We start from the raw sequence: 13906 nt of genomic DNA, 5'->3' as shown, positions 1-13906 counted from the left end.
GCTCGACCTTCTGCTGCGCGGACACTTCCAGGGCCCATGAACGGACACGGCGCCCTCGGGCGCCGTGTCTGCTTGCGTCTGACGCCGCTGACGCCTTACTTCAGCTTGATCTCGCGCAACCGCTCCTCGAGATAGCCCTGCGCGGTGATCGCTTCGGGATAGCGGCTCGGGTTGTCGGCGGTCACCGTCGACGGCAGCACGTCGATGACGAAGTCCGGATTCGGATGCAGGAAGAACGGCACCGAATACCGCGGCTTGCGTGCCTGCTCGCCCGGCGGATTGGTCACGCGGTGCGTCGTCGACGGATACACGTGGTTGGTCAGGCGCTGCAGCATGTCGCCGATGTTGACGACGATCGTGTCGGCGTCCGACGTGAAGGGCACCCACTCGCCATCACGCGACTTCACTTCCAGACCCGCCGCCGATGCGCCGACCAGCAGCGTGATCAGGTTGATGTCCTCGTGCGCGCCGGCGCGCTCGTTGGGAATGTCGTCCGAGGTGATCGGCGGGTAGTGGATCGGACGCAGGATCGAATTGCCGTAGTCGGTCTTGTCGACGAAATAGTCTTCCGGCAGCCCGATGTGCAGCGCCAGCGCCGAGAGCACCTTCGAGCCAAGCTGGTCCAGCGTCTGATACAGGCCGTAGCCGTGTTCGCGGAAACCCGGGACTTCGGTCGGCCACAGGTTCGGCGGCATGACCTCGCGGTACTTGGAGTCGTCCGGAATCTCGCGGCCGATGTGCCAGAACTCCTTGAGGTCGAAGTGCTTTGCGCCCTTGGCGGTCTCGACGCCGAACGCGGTGTAGCCGCGCGCGCCGCCGCCGCCGGCCACGTGGTAGCGCTTCTTGACGTCTTCGGGCAGCGCGAAGAAGGCCTTGAACACGTCGTAGGCGCCGTCGATCTGCGCCTGCGCAATGCCGTGGCCGTTGATGCCGGCAAAGCCCCACTCGCGGTAGGCGGCGCCGAGTTCGGCGACGAAGGCCTCGCGGTCCGTGTCGAAGCGGCGGATATCGAGCGTGGGAATACGGGGGGTCATCGCGGACTCCTTGGAATCAGGCAGCGGCCGCGCGCACGGCGTCGGCCAGTTGGTCGAGTGTCGATTGCATCAGGGTGTCGTCGTCGGCTTCGACAGTCACGCGCACGACCGGCTCGGTCCCCGACGGACGCAGGAACGCGCGTCCGCGGCCCTGCACGGCGGCCTGCGCATCGGCGAGCGCGGCCTGCACGGCCGGCGCCTCGGCGGGCTTGGACGCACCCTCGTAACGCACGTTGACGGTCTTCTGCGGCACCTTGGACAGACCGTGCAACGCTTCCTGCAGCGACGCGCCACGGCGGCGCAGCGCTTCCAGTACCTGCAATGCGCTGATGATGCCGTCGCCGGTCGTCGCGCGATCCAGGCACAGCAGATGCCCGGAGGTTTCGCCGCCGAGCACGCCCTCGTGTTCGAGCAGCATCTGGTGCACGTAGCGGTCGCCGACCTTGGCGCGCGCGAAACCGATGCCGGCCTCGCCGAATGCGCGCTCCAGGCCGTAATTGCTCATCAGCGTGCCGACCACCGGACCCTGCAGACGGCCCGACTGCTGCCAGTCGCGCGCGAGCACGTAGAGCAGGTCGTCGCCGTCGCGCACGGTGCCATTGGCGTCGACGAACAGCACACGATCGCCGTCGCCGTCGAAGGCGATGCCGAGATTCGCGCCGCTGCGACTGACGCGCTCGCTCAGGAGTTCGGGATGGGTCGAGCCGACGCCGTCGTTGATGTTGACGCCGTTGGGTTCGGCGCCGATCACCTCGACCTGCGCGCCGAGTTCGCGCAGCACGATCGGGCCGACCTGGTAGGTCGCGCCGTTCGCGCAGTCGACGACGATGCGCATGCCGTCGAGATCGAAACCGCGCGGCACCGAGGCCTTGCAGGCTTCCACGTAGCGGCCGACGGCATCGCGCGTGCGCACGGCCTTGCCGAGCTTCTCGGACGCCACGGTGCGGAACGGCTGGTCGAGCGCGGCTTCGATCGCGAGTTCGGTCGCATCGTCGAGCTTCTCGCCCTGCGCGCTGAAGAACTTGATGCCGTTGTCGTGATGCGGATTGTGCGAGGCGGAAATGACGATGCCGCCGTCGGCGCCGAGCGATCGCGTCAGGTGCGCGACGGCCGGCGTGGGCATCGGGCCCATCAGCTGCACGTCGACGCCGGCCGCCACGAGTCCGGCCTCCAGCGCCGCCTCGAACATGTAGTTCGAGATGCGCGTGTCCTTGCCGATCAGCACCTGCGGACGACGCCAGTCCCCGCCGCGCCCGCGCAGCGAATGGCCGTAGGCATTGCCCAGGCGCAGCACGAAATCGGCGGAGATCGAACCCTCACCGACCCGCCCGCGAATGCCGTCGGTACCGAAGTACCTGCGGCTCACGCAGCCGCCTCGGTCGGCATGTCCTGCTTCGTCAGCAGCGCCAGCAGGTGGGCCACGCGCGGACGCATCTCGCGACGGTCGCAGATCTGGTCGATCGCGCCGTGCTCGAGCAGGAATTCCGATGTCTGGAAACCTTCGGGCAGGGTCTCGCGCACGGTCTGTTCGATCACGCGCGGGCCTGCGAACCCGATCAGCGCTTCGGGCTCGGCCAGGTTGATGTCGCCGAGCATTGCGAACGACGCCGACGTGCCGCCGTAGGTCGGATTGGTCAGCACCGAGATGTACGGCAGGCCGGCTTCGCGCAGACGCGCCAGCGCGGCCGAGGTCTTGGCCATCTGCAGCAGCGAGAACATGCTTTCCTGCATGCGCATGCCGCCACTGGCGGCAAAGCTCACGAGCGGCGCCTGCAGGGCGAGCGCCTGTTCCGCGGCGCGGGCGAACTTCTCGCCGCCGACCGAGCCCATCGAGCCGCCCATGTAGGCGAAGTCCATCGCGCAGGCGACGATCGGGCGCTGCATCAGCGTGCCCTGCATCGCGATCAGCGTGTCGCGCTCACCGGTGGCGCGCTGCGCGGCCTTGATGCGGTCCGAATACTTCTTCTGGTCCTTGAACTTCAGGATGTCGGTCGGGCCCAGATCGGCCGCGATCTCCTGCAGGCTGCCCGCGTCCAGGAACGCCTTCAGGCGCGCGCGGGCACGGATCGCACGATGGAAGTTGCACTTCGGGCAGACCTCCAGATTCTCTTCGAGCTCCGGGCCGTACAGCACGGTGCTGCAGCGCTCGCACTTCTCCCACAGACCCTCGGGCACGCTGCGCTTCTTGGCCGCGGGCGCATCGGTGCGGATGCGCGGCGGCATGATCTTCTGCAACCAGGACATGGGCGTATTTCTCCCGACGGCCGCAACGGGGCCGCAAAGCGCGGAAGTGTAACCGACGGGACGTTGGGCTTCCGGCGGGGGGCGTACGGCTCATACTGCGCCCGCCCGACCCGTCGTGGAGGATGTCGAGCCCCCGGCGCCCGCAGGGAACGGCTCGAATCCCGCGCTTGTTCAGCCTGCGTCGAGCGCCTTGCGCAGCGGTGCGAGGAATGCCCCCGCCCGTGCGGCAGCCTCGTCCGCATCTGCCGCGCCGTCGAGTGCCGCGACCAGCGCACTGCCGACCACCACGCCATCGGCATCGACCGCCATCGCCGCAGCGCTCGCGGCGTCGCGGATGCCGAAACCGGCCACCACCGGTGCGCGACTGGCAGCGCGGATGGTCCGCAACCGCGACGAGGCCTGCGCGGTGTCGAGCCGGTCCGCCGCGCCGGTCACACCCGCGAAGCTGACGTAGTACAGATACCCCTGCGCCCCTGCGCACAGCGCCTCGATGCGCGCATCGGTGGTCGTCGGCGACGCCAGCAGCACCAGCGCGATGCCGGCGCCATCAAAGGCCGCGCGGAATTCGTCGGCCTCCTCGGGCGGCAGATCGACCAGCAGGACGCCATCCACGCCTGCATCGCCTGCCTGCTTCGCGAACGTCGCCGCGCCACGGATGTCGATCGGATTGAGATAGCCCATCAGCACGACCGGCGTGGCGTCGTCCTGCGTGCGGAATTCGCGCACCGCGTCGAGCACGTAGGTCATGCCAGCGCCCCGCCCCAGCGCGCGTTCGGAACTGCGCTGGATCGTCGGGCCGTCGGCCATCGGATCGGAGAACGGCACCCCGAGTTCGATGACATCGGCCCCGGCCGCGACCAGTGCACGCATCACCGGCACCGTGGCTTCGAGCGAGGGATCGCCGGCGGTGAAGAACGGAATCAGCGCCTTGCGGCCGGCGGCGCGGAGCACGGCGAAACGGGTGTCGATGCGGTTCATGGGTTCCGGCGTTGAAAGGTTCGATTGGGAGGGCGATGCAGACATCAGACGCATCCTTCCGACAACGTGATCGCGTCAGCCAGACCCCAGAGAATGACGGTCACGGTGTCGTCCGGCACCTCGACGCGGACCCCACGATTCCGCTTTTCGTCCAGCCACGACAGATAGACACCGGGCGGCCAAGCGTACTTGTGAAAATCCAGATCGAGCGGCTCGTTTGGGAACAGCCTCGCCGCATATCGAAGCGACATGCCAACACGCAGCCCGAACGGCGCGTCCGGCTGTGTCTCAGACTCCGCGTTCCCGTCCAGCCCCACTTCGAAACGCGCCACGCGACCATCTATCAGCATCATCCCAACGCCAGCCGGTAACGTGCCACCGTGCAACCTCGCGCATTCGGCGCGGTTGCCACCATCGCTCACGTCCCACTCCGGTCCGAACCCGGTGATATCGACGACATCTCCGATCCGGAACTCGCCGACACGGTCATGCGGCCACGCATCGGCGGGTGCGGGCATCGCCGTGAGGGACAGCATGGCTGCCAGCAAGCAGACGCCCGTTCTCACAGTACGAACCCTTCCCGCTGCGCGATCGTGTGCACATCCTTGTCGCCGCGACCGGACAGGTTGGCGAGCACGATCGCGTCCTTCGGCAGCTCGCGGGCGAGCTTGATCGCCTGCGCGATGGCGTGGCTGGATTCGAGCGCGGCAAGGATGCCTTCGGTCTTCGCGAGCTGGTGGAACGCGGCCAGGGCCTCGTCGTCGGTGATGCCGACGTACTGCGCGCGGCCGGCGTCGGCGAGGAAGGAATGCTCGGGTCCGACGCCCGGGTAATCGAGGCCGGCGGAGACCGAATGGGTTTCGGTGATCTGGCCGTCGTCATCGCAGATCACGTAGGTGCGGTTGCCGTGCAGCACACCGGGGCGGCCGGCGGCGATCGAAGCTGCATGACGTCCGGTGTCGATGCCGTCGCCCGCCGCTTCGGCGCCGACGATGCGCACGCCCGGATCGTTGAGGAACGCGTGGAACAGGCCGATCGCGTTGCTGCCGCCGCCGACGCAGGCGGTGATCGCATCGGGCAGGCGGCCGTATTCGGCCAGCATCTGTTCGCGCGCTTCGCGGCCGACGATGGCGTTGAAGTCACGGACCATGCGCGGATACGGATCGGGACCGGCGACGGTGCCGATGATGTAGAAGGTGTCGGCGATGTTCGTCACCCAGTCGCGCATCGCCTCGTTGAGCGCGTCCTTGAGCGTCGCCGAACCCGAGGTCACCGGCACGACGTCCGCGCCCAGCAGACGCATCCGGTAGACGTTGATCTTCTGCCGCTCGATGTCGGTCGCGCCCATGTAGACGACGCATTCCAGACCGAGCCGCGCGGCCACGGTCGCTGATGCGACGCCGTGCTGGCCGGCGCCGGTCTCGGCGATGATCCGTGTCTTGCCCATGCGGCTGGCGAGCAGCGCCTGGCCGATGGTGTTGTTGATCTTGTGCGCGCCGGTGTGGTTCAGGTCCTCGCGCTTGAGCAGGATGCGCGCGCCGCCGATGGCGTCGCTCAGCCGTTCGGCGTGATAGATCGGGCTCGGCCGGCCGACGTAATGCGCGAGGTCCTTGTCGAACGCCTGCTGGAACGCGGGATCGGCCTTGGCGGTGTCATAGGCCGCTGCGAGTTCGGCGATCGGCCCCATCAGGGTTTCGGCGACGAAGCGCCCGCCGTAGCGGCCGAAATGGCCGTTGGCATCGGGATAGGCGTGGTAATCAGTGATCGGAGACTGCGACATCGGGAGGTGCACGGTGCGGGCTGGCCTGTACTCTAGCGCACACGTCGCTGCGCCAGAATCGATAAGATCTGACGCATACGTCAGGAAATCTCACATGCCGGACAGCGATCTGCCACCGCTCAACGCGCTCCGCGCCTTCGAGGCCGCCGCGCGCCTGGGCAGCCTGAATCGCGCCGCGGAGGCGCTGCACGTGACTCACGGCGCCATCAGCCGCCAGGTACGCCTGCTCGAAGACGCGCTCGGCACGCCGCTGTTCGTGCGCGCCGGTCGCGGCCTGCGGCTCACGCCGGCCGGCATGCGCATGCGCGATGCCGCAGGCGATGCGTTCGCGCGCCTGCAGGGCGCGGCGGCAGCGATCCGCCGCTCGGGCACGTCGCCTGTGCGCGTGCTCGGGTGCCCGGGCAGCCTGCTCGCCCGCTGGATGATTCCGCGACTGCCTCGCCTGACCGACGCCCTGCCCGATCTGAAGCTGCACCTGTCGCCGCACGAAGGTGCGTTCCCGGCGTCACTGGAGGGATTCGACGCCGCGCTGCTGATCGGCACGCCCCCGTGGCCTGCCGCGTGGACGGTGCGCGCACTCGCACCGGAGCGCATCGGACCGGTGCTCAGCGCACGCCACGCCGACGCCACGCGCCTCGCAGCGTTGACGCCCGAGGCGCTGCTGCGCGAGCCGCTGCTGCACACCACCTCGCGCCCGCAGGCGTGGCCGACGTGGGCGGCGTTGCACGGCGCCGCGTCGCCCGAAGATCTCGGCACGGGGTTCGAGCATCTGTATTTCCTGCTCGAAGCCGCGGCCGCTGGCCTTGGTATCGCCATCGCGCCGCAGGAACTCGTCGCCGATGATCTCGCCGCCGGTCGCCTGCTCGCGCCCTGGGGCTTCGTCGAAACCGAGGCCCGGTGGGTGTTGGCGACGCGGCGCGACGACGACGATGCGCGACTCGAAGCGCTGGCGGCATGGCTCCGGCAGGAGTTGGCCTGACGTCGTCAGGCCGTCGTGGGAGTGCGCTCACGCGCGATGGGGCGCTACCGGAAAGTGCCGTCGCGCACGAGCGCGCACAGGCATCTACATTCCGGAGCTGACGATCAGCGCGTGCCGCGCACCGCCTCAACGAATGCGCGCATCCGCGCCGCATCCTTGATGCCCGGCGCGGATTCGACGCCGCTGGACACATCGACGCCTGCCGGACGCGCAATGTCGATCGCCTGCGCGACGTTGCCCGCGTCGAGGCCGCCCGCGAGCCAGAACGGCTTATCCAGCGACGTTGGCAGCGCGGCCCAGTCGAAGCGTTCGCCACTGCCACCGGGTTCGCCTGCAGCATGACCGTCGAACAGGAACGCCGAAGCGTTCGGCCACGCATCGAGCGTGCGCAGCGCCGCGGCCGGATCGCCGCCCATCGCGATCGCCTTCCAGTACGGCAGACCGAACCCCGCGCAGAACGCGTCGTCCTCCGCGCCGTGGAACTGCAGGATGTCCGGCCGCACGGTCGACACGATGGCCGCGACTTCGTCGGCCGGGTTGTCCATCGTCAACGCGACGACGCGGATCGACGCCGGCACCGCCTCGCGCAACACGCGCGCATCCTCGGGCGTCAGGCGACGCGCACTGCGCGCCGCGAACACGAAGCCGATGCAGTCGACGCCGAGTGCAACCGCTTCGGCGACGTCTTCGGCCCGGGTCAGGCCGCAGAACTTGATCAGCGTGGACGTTGCGGCGCTCATGGCGTCAGCGTCACCTCTGCCGGCAGCGCCCACTCCGGCGGATACAGCGGTCCGAGGAACACGAGACCGGCCGCCGGCGCGGTGGGGCCTGCGACGCTGCGATCGCGACCGGCCAGCAGCTCGCCGATCCAGGCTTCGGGCTGCTCGCCCGCGCCGACGACGAGCAGAGAGCCGACGATGTTGCGCACCATGTGATGCAGGAAGGCATTGGCCTGCACTTCGACGATGACCTCGTCACCATCGCGCTTCACCGCGATGCGTTGCAGGTCGCGACGCGCATGCGGAGCCTGGCAGTGCACGGTGCGGAAGGCGGAGAAATCCTGTTCGCCCAGCAACGCCTGCGCGGCGCGGTGCATGGCGTCGGCATCGAGCGGGCGCAGCTCCCACGACAGGTACTGCCGGTGCAACGCCGGCCGCACCGGCCGGTTGATGAGCCGGTAGCGGTAGTGCCGCGCACGCGCGGAGAAACGGGCGCTGAAATCGTCGGAGACCGGCTGCGCCCAGCGCACGCAGACCGCGGGCGGCAGGTGCGCGGTGGTCCCGAGCATCCACGCACGCGGCGTGCGCACGGCGTCGGTGTCGAAATGCACGACCTGGCAGCGCGCGTGCACACCGGCATCGGTACGGCCCGCGCACGTGGTCACGACCGGATGCGCGGCGACGCGCGACAGCGCGTTCTCGAGCGCGGCCTGCACAGAGCCTGGGCCGGTCTCGGCGGCCTTGCCCAGCCGCTGCCAACCGTGAAACCCATGGCCGTCGTACTCGACGCCAATCGCGACCCGCATCGTGTGGCTCAGCCCAGAGTGCGCAGCAGCTGCGCGGCCTGCGCGGCGGCCGCCAGATCGTCGCCTTCCACCACTTCCAGCAGCAGGCTGCGCGCGGTGTCGGTGTCGCCCAGATCGATGTAGGCGCGCGCCAGCTCGATGCGCTCCACGCCGATCGGGGTCTCGACGGCGTCGCCGCTGTCGAGTTCGACCGGCGCGTTGCCGGCCGGCGTCGCATCGACGACCGGTACGGCCTTGGATTCGACCGGCTCGACCGGCGATGCCGTCGGCGCGTGCCAAGTGGGGCCGCCGGACGCGGGCGACGCGACGACCGGCGCAGGTTCGACGACCGGTGCAGGCGCTTCCCGCACGAACGCAGGCGGTGTCGCCGGCTCCGGCACGGTCACCACCGGTGCGGCCGGTTCGGCGGTCGACGTCGGCAGACCCGCGGCCAGCGCGGCGCTGTCGAACGGACGCTTCGGGGTCGCCGTGCGGCCACGACGGCCGAGCAGGAAAGCGAGCGCGGCGACGACGAGGATCGCGACGCCCAGCCACAGCCACGGCAGCGGTGCAGCCACGCTGGTCTGTTGCTGGTTGCTTGCTTCCATGCGTTGCTGCGCGGCGGCGAGCTCGGCGTCCTTGAGCTGGATCAGCTGCTGCTGTTGCTGCTGCAGCTGTTCGAGATCGTCGAGGCGGGCCTTGAGCTCGTCGATCTCCGCGGTGCGGGCGGCGACGGTCTCGTTGGCCTGTTGCAGTTCCTGACGCAGCATGTCGCCTCCAGCGCCGGCAGCGATGCCGGATTGGGTGCCCGCCGGCTGGCTGTCGCTGGCGGGCGGTGTGATTTCGAGTCGCGCATCGGCGGTGCGCGGGGCTGCGGCAGGCGGCGCAGCGGACGCCGCCGTCGGTGTCGCATCGGCCACCGGGTCCGCAGGCTGCGGCGCGGGACGGCGCATCTCACGCCACTGGCCCACCTGTTCGCGCACCACGGCATTCGCCTCGGCAGCGCTGAACTGCGACCAGGCATCGCGCGCCGGCACCCGCAGCACCGCGCCCTGGCGGATCAGATTGAGGTTGCCGCCGATGAAGGCATCCGGGTTCGTGCGCAACAGCAGCAGCATCGCCTGGTTGACGCTGATGCCGGCCTCGTCGGCGAGCGGCGCGGCGATCGACGACAGCGTCTGTCCCGGGCGCACTGCGGGCAGCACATCGCCCGGCGTGACGGCAGCGGCGGCAGGACGCGCCGCGGGTGCGGGCGTCGGGGCAGAAGCAGGTGCCGGAGTTGGCGGAGGCGGTATCGTCGCGATCGCATCGCTGGCCGGCGCCGGCTCTGCGGGCGCGGACGCCTGCTGCGGCGGCGGCGCGGGCGGTGCCTGCACGGGCGCAGGCGCAGCAGCCGGTGGACGCACGATGCTCGGTGCCGGCGCGGCCACCGGCGCCTGGATCGTCGGCTGCGCGGGCGCAGCGACGGTATCGGGCACGGCAACCAGCGCGGAGTATTCGCGGACCAGACGCCCCTGCCCCCAGTCGACTTCGACCAGGAACGTCAGCGCTTCCTGCGTCACAGGAGCGGCGCTGGTGACACGGATCACCGGACGCCCGCTCCGGTCGAGCGCGACATTGAACTGCAGATCGGACACCACACCGCGCGGCGGCTCGAGGCCGATGCGCGCGAAGGTCTCGGGCGATGCGAGACGTGCCTGCAGCTGGCGCAGCTCGGCCGGATCGCTGGAGACGACGGGAATTTCCGCCAGCAGCGGTTGGCCCTGCTGCGAGCGGACCTCGATGCGGCCCAGCCCCAGCGCGAGCACGGGCCCGGCCAGGGCCAACAGGCCACCGGCCAGCAACAGACGCGGAAGGATGCGCGACACGAACGTCCCCTGTTTCTTGCGGGCTTGCCCCACCCGGCATTGCCGGGCCTGCTGCCGATGATCCGGATTCATCCGGCGACTGTAGCGGCGCGGACTCCCGCTCCGCAACGCGCGATGCGTCCACCGCATCGCGCCAGTATCCACGCAATACGCCGCAGCCGCGGCTGCGACGCGGCATCGCGCGGGCTCAGCCCTCGGCGGCGACCAGTTCGGCGACCTGCACCGCGTTGAGCGCGGCGCCCTTGCGGATGTTGTCGGCGACGATCCACAGGTTCAGCCCGTTCGGGTGCGAGAGGTCCTCGCGGATGCGGCCGACGAACACCGGATCGCGACCCGAGGCGTGCGTCACCGGCGTCGGCCAGCCGCCCGTCGTGCGCTCGTCGACGACTTCCACGCCCGGCGCGGTCGCGAGGATTGCGCGCGCCTCGTCGACGGTGATGCGCTCGCGCAGCTCGACGGCGACGGATTCCGAATGGCCATAGAAGACCGGCACGCGCACCGCGGTGGGGTTCACCCGGATGCTGTCGTCGCCGAGGATCTTGTGCGTCTCCCAGACCAGCTTCATCTCTTCCTTGGTGAAGCCGTTCTCCAGGAACGCGTCGATCTGCGGGATCAGGTTGAACGCGATCTGCACCGGGAACTTCTGCGGATCGATCTCGCGGAAATTCAGCAGATCGCCGGTCTGGCGACCGAGTTCTTCCATCGCCGAGCGACCCGCGCCCGACACCGACTGGTAGGTCGACACGTTGATGCGCACGATGCCCGCCTTGCGATGCAACGGTGCGAGGGCGACCAGCATCTGCATCGTCGAGCAGTTGGGATTGGCGATGATGCCGCGCGGACGCGTGCGGGCTGCCTCGGGGTTCACTTCGCTGATCACCAGCGGCACGTCGTCGTCGTAGCGGAACGCGGAGCTGTTGTCGATGACGACGGCGCCGGCTGCGGCGAACTTCGGCGCGTAGGCCTTGCTGGTGTCACCTCCGGCGGAGAACAGGGCGATGTCGATGCCGGCGGGATCGAAGGTGGCGAGATCCTGCACGACGATGTCGTCGTCGCCGAACTTCACGGTGGTGCCGGCCGAGCGCTCGCTGGCGAGCGGCACGAGTTCGGAGACGGGGAAATCACGCTCGGCGAGGATCGACAGCATGGTCTCGCCGACGGCGCCGGTGGCACCGACGACGGCAACGCGGAAACGGCGGTTCTGGGAACTGGACATTGCGCAATTCTCTAAAGATCTGGACGTGGGTCGCGCGGCACGCGCGGGCGCTGCATTGCGTGGGCTTCGGGGAACCACCCGCCTCTGACGCTCAGGCGGTTCCCGGACGTTTCGCGTCTTTGCCGCCTTTCGCTGCCGGCGCGATCGGCGTCGGCGGGTTGCCGGCATCCGGGCCTGCGCCGAGCGCGGCGATCAGGTTGTCGACCGCGAGCGTGACCATCGCGCGGCGCGTGGCGAGGCTGCCGCTGGCGATGTGCGGGGTCAGCACGATGTTGTCGAGCGCCAGCAGGCGCGGATCGACCGCGGGCTCGCCTTCGAACACGTCGAGTGCGGCCGAGGCCAGTCGACCGCCGGCCAGCGCATCGGCCAGCGCGGCTTCGTCGACGATGCCGCCGCGCGCGATGTTGGTCAGCGTCGCGGTCGGCTGCATCTTCGCCAGTGCGGCGGCGTCGACGATGTGGTGACTGGCGGCCGAATACGGCAGCACGAGCACCAGATGATCGGCCTGCGCGAGGAGCGTGTCGAACTCGACATACGACGCGTTGACTGCACGCTCCACATCGGCCGGCAGGCGGCTGCGGTTGTGATAGATCACGCGCATGTCGAAGCCGGACGCACGCTTGGCGATGCCCTGCCCGATCCGGCCCATGCCGAGGATGCCCAGCGTGCTGCCGTGCAGATCGGCGCCGAGCAGACCCTTGAAGTTCCAGCCCTGCCACTTGCCGGCGCGCAGATGGCGCTCGGCCTCGGTGACGCGGCGCGCGGCGGCCATCATCAGCGCGAAGCCGAAATCGGCCGTCGTCTCGGTCAGCACGTCGGGCGTGTTGGTCGCGACGATGTCGCGCGCATGCAGCGCCGGCACGTCGAGATTGTTGTAGCCGACGCCGACGTTGGCGATCGCGCGCAGCTTCGGTGCCTCGGCGATCGCGTCGCCGTCGATGCGCTCGTTGAGCGTCACCAGCGCGCCGTCGACATCGCGCAATGCGTCGGCAATCGCAGCGGCGTCGTGTTCGCTGACGTCCGGCACCTGCACGACGTCGAAATGCGCGTGCAGGCGCGCGACGATGTCGTCGAACAGCGGTTGCGACACCCAGACCTTCGGCCGCGACTCAGCCATCGATACGCCCCGGAATCCGCGGCGTCACCGTGCCGACATCGCCGCACTGCGCGCGATGGCGCAGCGCCTGGTCCATCAGCACCAGCGCCAGCATCGCCTCGCAGATCGGCGTCGCGCGGATGCCCACGCAGGGGTCGTGGCGCCCGGTGGTGATCACTTCGACGGTGTTGCCGTCGGTGTCGAGACCATCCGCCGGCAGGCGCAGGCTGGACGTCGGCTTGAACGCCGTCGACACCACGATCTGCTGGCCGGTGCTGATGCCGCCGAGCACGCCACCGGCTTGATTGGATGCGAAGCCGGCGCGCGTCATCAGGTCGCGGTGCTCGCTGCCCTTCTGCGCGATCGAGGCGAAGCCCGCGCCGATCTCGACGCCCTTGACCGCATTGATCGACATCATCGCCGCGGCCAGATCGCCGTCGAGCTTGCCGTAGACCGGCTCGCCCCAGCCCGGCGGCACACCGTCGGCGACGGCGGTCACGCGCGCACCGACCGAATCGCCGGACTTGCGCAGCGCATCCATGTAGGTCTCGAGCGCCGGCACCTGCGCGGCGTCGGGCCAGAAGAACGGATTCGACTCGACGACATCCCAGTCGATCGCGGCGCTGTCGAACTGCGCCGGCACGATCTCGCCGAGCTGCGACAGATACCCGTGCACGCGCACGCCGAAACGATCACTCAGCCACTTCTTGGCGATCACCGCCGCGGCGACGCGCATCGTGGTCTCGCGCGCCGACGAGCGCCCGCCACCGCGCGGATCGCGGATGCCGTACTTCTGCCAGTACGCGTAATCGGCATGCCCGGGCCGGAACTGCTGGGCGATGTTGCCGTAATCCTTGCTGCGCGCATCGGTGTTGCGGATCAGCAGCGCGACCGGCGTCCCGGTGGTCACGCCCTCGTAGACGCCGCTGAGGATCTCGACCTCGTCGGCCTCGCGCCGCGCCGAGGTGTGCCGGGTCTTGCCGGTCGCGCGCCGGGCGAGATCGTGCGCGAAATCCCCGGCCGTCAATGCGATGCCGGGCGGACAGCCATCGACCACGCAGCCGATCGCCGGACCATGGCTTTCGCCGAAGGTCGTGACGGTGAACAGTTGACCGAAGCTGTTGCTGGACATGGGACGGGCGTCGGGCGACGCAGCACGAAAACGCGGACCGGCAAGCTTAACGCGCCCGGGCCGCGCGTGGACGCA

At 69.5% G+C, this 13906-nt stretch carries 13 protein-coding genes; 1 reads left to right on the top strand and 12 read right to left on the bottom strand.

The window, feature by feature from the left end:
* Positions 1 to 95: 95 nt before the first annotated feature.
* The 6 genes from V3391_RS12305 to trpB form a co-directional block, all read right to left on the bottom strand.
* A complete protein-coding gene (locus V3391_RS12305; protein ID WP_332078685.1) occupies positions 96 to 1034 on the bottom strand; it encodes an isopenicillin N synthase family dioxygenase in 939 nt (312 codons plus the stop codon).
* A 16-nt stretch (positions 1035 to 1050) separates the two neighbouring features.
* The gene (gene glmM / locus V3391_RS12300; protein ID WP_332078684.1) at positions 1051 to 2400 is read right to left on the bottom strand and encodes a phosphoglucosamine mutase; all 1350 of its coding nucleotides are present in this window, start codon (positions 2398 to 2400) and stop codon (positions 1051 to 1053) included.
* Positions 2397 to 3278, bottom strand: a complete 882-nt coding sequence (gene accD / locus V3391_RS12295) for an acetyl-CoA carboxylase, carboxyltransferase subunit beta (protein WP_332078683.1) — start codon at positions 3276 to 3278, stop codon at positions 2397 to 2399. Before accD ends, glmM begins: the two co-directional genes overlap by 4 nt.
* Positions 3279 to 3449: 171 nt before the next feature.
* A complete protein-coding gene (trpA, locus tag V3391_RS12290) occupies positions 3450 to 4256 on the bottom strand; it encodes a tryptophan synthase subunit alpha (protein ID WP_332078682.1) in 807 nt (268 codons plus the stop codon).
* A 44-nt stretch (positions 4257 to 4300) separates the two neighbouring features.
* Complete coding sequence (locus V3391_RS12285; protein WP_332078681.1) at positions 4301 to 4792, bottom strand: hypothetical protein; 492 nt, start codon at positions 4790 to 4792, stop codon at positions 4301 to 4303.
* Positions 4793 to 4818: 26 nt separating this feature from the next.
* Positions 4819 to 6036, bottom strand: a complete 1218-nt coding sequence (gene trpB / locus V3391_RS12280) for a tryptophan synthase subunit beta (protein WP_332078680.1) — start codon at positions 6034 to 6036, stop codon at positions 4819 to 4821.
* Between the two features lie 94 nt (positions 6037 to 6130).
* On the opposite strand from trpB, the gene V3391_RS12275 reads away from it, so the two are divergent.
* Positions 6131 to 7015 (top strand): LysR family transcriptional regulator, encoded by an 885-nt coding sequence (locus tag V3391_RS12275; RefSeq protein ID WP_332078679.1) that lies wholly within the window; start codon positions 6131 to 6133, stop codon positions 7013 to 7015.
* Positions 7016 to 7119: 104 nt separating this feature from the next.
* Here V3391_RS12275 and V3391_RS12270 read toward each other — a convergent pair whose 3' ends face one another.
* The 6 genes from V3391_RS12270 to aroC form a co-directional block, all read right to left on the bottom strand.
* Positions 7120 to 7755: a phosphoribosylanthranilate isomerase gene (locus tag V3391_RS12270; protein WP_332078678.1), complete on the bottom strand. Its 636-nt coding sequence runs from the start codon at positions 7753 to 7755 to the stop codon at positions 7120 to 7122.
* The gene (truA, locus tag V3391_RS12265; protein WP_332078677.1) at positions 7752 to 8540 is read right to left on the bottom strand and encodes a tRNA pseudouridine(38-40) synthase TruA; all 789 of its coding nucleotides are present in this window, start codon (positions 8538 to 8540) and stop codon (positions 7752 to 7754) included. The genes V3391_RS12270 and truA overlap by 4 nt, the downstream gene beginning before the upstream one ends.
* Positions 8541 to 8548: 8 nt before the next feature.
* Positions 8549 to 10387, bottom strand: coding sequence for a FimV/HubP family polar landmark protein (locus V3391_RS12260; protein ID WP_332078676.1), 1839 nt, complete (start codon positions 10385 to 10387; stop codon positions 8549 to 8551).
* Positions 10388 to 10574: 187 nt separating this feature from the next.
* The gene (locus tag V3391_RS12255) at positions 10575 to 11603 is read right to left on the bottom strand and encodes an aspartate-semialdehyde dehydrogenase (RefSeq protein WP_332078675.1); all 1029 of its coding nucleotides are present in this window, start codon (positions 11601 to 11603) and stop codon (positions 10575 to 10577) included.
* A 91-nt stretch (positions 11604 to 11694) separates the two neighbouring features.
* Positions 11695 to 12720, bottom strand: coding sequence for a 2-hydroxyacid dehydrogenase (locus tag V3391_RS12250; protein ID WP_332078674.1), 1026 nt, complete (start codon positions 12718 to 12720; stop codon positions 11695 to 11697).
* Complete coding sequence (gene aroC, locus V3391_RS12245) at positions 12713 to 13831, bottom strand: chorismate synthase (RefSeq protein ID WP_332078673.1); 1119 nt, start codon at positions 13829 to 13831, stop codon at positions 12713 to 12715. Before aroC ends, V3391_RS12250 begins: the two co-directional genes overlap by 8 nt.
* Positions 13832 to 13906: the final 75 nt, after the last annotated feature.

Source organism: Luteimonas flava, assembly GCF_036584485.1.
Taxonomy (GTDB): domain Bacteria; phylum Pseudomonadota; class Gammaproteobacteria; order Xanthomonadales; family Xanthomonadaceae; genus Luteimonas; species Luteimonas flava.
The sequence above is the reverse complement of the archived record's forward strand: the minus strand, read 5'-3'. Positions and strand labels throughout refer to the sequence as shown.